Origin of the sequence: Micrococcus sp. HMSC31B01, assembly GCF_001816085.1 — a bacterium.
Classification (GTDB): Bacteria; Actinomycetota; Actinomycetes; order Actinomycetales; family Micrococcaceae; genus Micrococcus; species Micrococcus luteus.
Map to the genome: position 1 here is coordinate 1 of NZ_KV825138.1, position 3,301 is coordinate 3,301.

1 rRNA gene is annotated in these 3,301 nt (G+C 55.6%); it reads left to right on the forward strand.

The features are described from left to right. Positions 1 to 138: 138 nt before the first annotated feature. A 23S ribosomal RNA gene (locus tag HMPREF3105_RS06765) occupies positions 139 to 3,230 on the forward strand. Positions 3,231 to 3,301 lie beyond the last annotated feature (71 nt).

Sequence of the window (3,301 nt, forward strand, 5' to 3'; positions counted from 1 at the left end):
GCATAGTGGACGCGAGCATCTTATTTTTTTGTTGCTGCATCGTTGATCGCACTGTTCCCCCTGGGGTGGTGTGAGGTGTGGTGACGCCGAGAATGACATCTTAGTTAGATATTGCTCATTTGAGGACTTTCATTGTGTGTGAAAGTTTCCAAGGGCGCATGGTGGATGCCTTGGCAACAGGAGCCGAAGAAGGACGTGGGAATCTGCGATAAGCCTGGTGGAGTCGATAACCGGACGTTGAGACCAGGATTTCCGAATGGGGAAACCCCGCACGACGTGTCGTGTGACCCCCGGTTGAACACATAGACCGGGTGGAGGGAACGTGGGGAAGTGAAACATCTCAGTACCCACAGGAAGAGAAAACAAAAGTGATTCCGTTAGTAGTGGCGAGCGAACGCGGATGGGGCTAAACCGTATGTGTGTGATACCCGGCAGGGGTTGCATGTGCGGTGTTGTGGGCCCCTCCTTGTCATGTCTGCCGGCATGGCGCAGTGAGGTGCGGGCATATAGACGAACCAGTGTGGATGCTGGACCGTAGAGGGTGAGAGTCCCGTAGTCGAAATGTGTTCCGCCGCTGTTGGAGGGTTGCCCGAGTAGCACGGGGCCCGAGGAATCCCGTGTGAATCTGCCAGGACCACCTGGTAAGCCTGAATACTACCTGTTGACCGATAGCGGATCAGTACCGTGAGGGAATGGTGAAAAGTACCCCGGGAGGGGAGTGAAATAGTACCTGAAACCATGTGCCTACAAACCGTTGGAGCCTCCTTGTGGGGTGACAGCGTGCCTTTTGAAGAATGAGCCTGCGAGTTAGTGATACGTGGCGAGGTTAACCCGTGTGGGGAAGCCGTAGCGAAAGCGAGTCTGAATAGGGCGATTGAGTCGCGTGTCCTAGACCCGAAGCGGAGTGATCTACCCATGGCCAGGTTGAAGCGCGTGTAAGAGCGCGTGGAGGACCGAACCCACTTCAGTTGAAAATGGAGGGGATGAGCTGTGGGTAGGGGTGAAAGGCCAATCAAACTCCGTGATAGCTGGTTCTCCCCGAAATGCATTTAGGTGCAGCGTCACGTGTTTCTTCCCGGAGGTAGAGCTACTGGATGGACGATGGGCCCTACAAGGTTACTGACTTCAGCCAAACTCCGAATGCCGGGAAGTGAGAGCGTGGCAGTGAGACTGTGGGGGATAAGCTTCATAGTCGAGAGGGAAACAGCCCAGACCACCGGTTAAGGCCCCTAAGCGTGTGCTAAGTGGGAAAGGATGTGGAGTTGCTGAGACAACCAGGAGGTTGGCTTAGAAGCAGCCACCCTTGAAAGAGTGCGTAATAGCTCACTGGTCAAGTGATTCCGCGCCGACAATGTAGCGGGGCTCAAGTACACCGCCGAAACCGTGGCATTCAGTTTTGCTGGATGGGTAGGGGAGCGTCGTTCACGAGGTGAAGCCAGCGGGTAACTTCTGGTGGATTGTGGACGAGTGAGAATGCAGGCATGAGTAGCGAAAGACGGGTGAGAAACCCGTCCGCCGGATGACTAAGGGTTCCAGGGTCAAGCTAATCTGCCCTGGGTAAGTCGGGACCTAAGGCGAGGCCGACAGGCGTAGTCGATGGACAACGGGTTGATATTCCCGTACCAGTGAAGAACCGCCCATGCTGAGCCGGTGATACTAACCGCCCGAACCATCCCGAACCCCGTCTTTGACGGGGTCGGTGATGGGGAGCGCGGGACCTGAACCGGGGAGGCAAGCGCATTAACAGGTGTGACGCAGGAAGGTAGCCGGGCCGGGCAATGGAAATGACCTGGTCTAAGGGTGTAGGGCTGCCGGTAGGTAAATCCGCCGGCTGTATGCCTGAGACCTGATGGGCGCCCACGTGGTGGGTGATCCGGTGATCCTATGCTGCCTAGAAAAGCATCGGCGCGAGGTTCAAACTGCCCGTACCCTAAACCGACACAGGTGGTCAGGTAGAGAATACTAAGGCGATCGAGAGAATCATGGTTAAGGAACTCGGCAAAATGCCCCCGTAACTTCGGGAGAAGGGGGGCCCCAACCTTGAGCACCACGTGCTGGTGTGAGGGGATCGGGGCCGCAGAGACCAGGGGGAAGCGACTGTTTATCAAAAACACAGGTCCATGCGAAGTCGTAAGACGATGTATATGGACTGACTCCTGCCCGGTGCTGGAAGGTTAAGGGGACCCGTTAGCTTCGGCGAAGCGGAGAACTTAAGCCCCAGTAAACGGCGGTGGTAACTATAACCATCCTAAGGTAGCGAAATTCCTTGTCGGGTAAGTTCCGACCTGCACGAATGGAGTAACGACTTCCCCGCTGTCTCAACCATGAACTCGGCGAAATTGCATTACGAGTAAAGATGCTCGTTACGCGCAGAAGGACGGAAAGACCCCGTGACCTTTACTATAGTTTGGTATTGGTATTCGGTGTGACTTGTGTAGGATAGGTGGGAGACTGTGAAGCGGGCACGCCAGTGTTCGTGGAGTCGCCGTTGAAATACCACTCTGGTCACTCTGGATATCTAACTTCGGCCCGTGATCCGGGTCAGGGACAGTGCCTGATGGGTAGTTTAACTGGGGCGGTTGCCTCCCAAAATGTAACGGAGGCGCCCAAAGGTTCCCTCAGCCTGGTTGGCAATCAGGTGTCGAGTGCAAGTGCACAAGGGAGCTTGACTGTGAGAGTGGCAGCTCGAGCAGGGACGAAAGTCGGGACTAGTGATCCGGCGGCTCGTTGTGGAACGGCCGTCGCTCAACGGATAAAAGGTACCTCGGGGATAACAGGCTGATCTTGCCCAAGAGTCCATATCGACGGCATGGTTTGGCACCTCGATGTCGGCTCGTCGCATCCTGGGGCTGGAGTAGGTCCCAAGGGTTGGGCTGTTCGCCCATTAAAGCGGTACGCGAGCTGGGTTCAGAACGTCGTGAGACAGTTCGGTCCCTATCCTCTGCGCGCGTTGGAAATTTGAGAAGGTCTGTCCTTAGTACGAGAGGACCGGGACGGACGAACCTCTGGTATGTCAGTTGTACCGCCAGGTGCATGGCTGATTAGCTACGTTCGGGATGGATAACCGCTGAAAGCATCTAAGCGGGAAGCCGGCTTCGAGATGAGATTTCCTTGCCCCTTTGAGGGTGTGAGGCCCCCAGCTAGAACACTGGGTTGATAGGCTGGATGTGGAAGCGAGGACTGAAGACTCGTGAAGCTGACCAGTACTAATAGGCCGATGACTTACACACACTCTTATCCCATTGCTTGCTTCAAGGTGATGGGTTGGTGTTCGCGTCCACTGTGCGGTTGTCTGATTGCA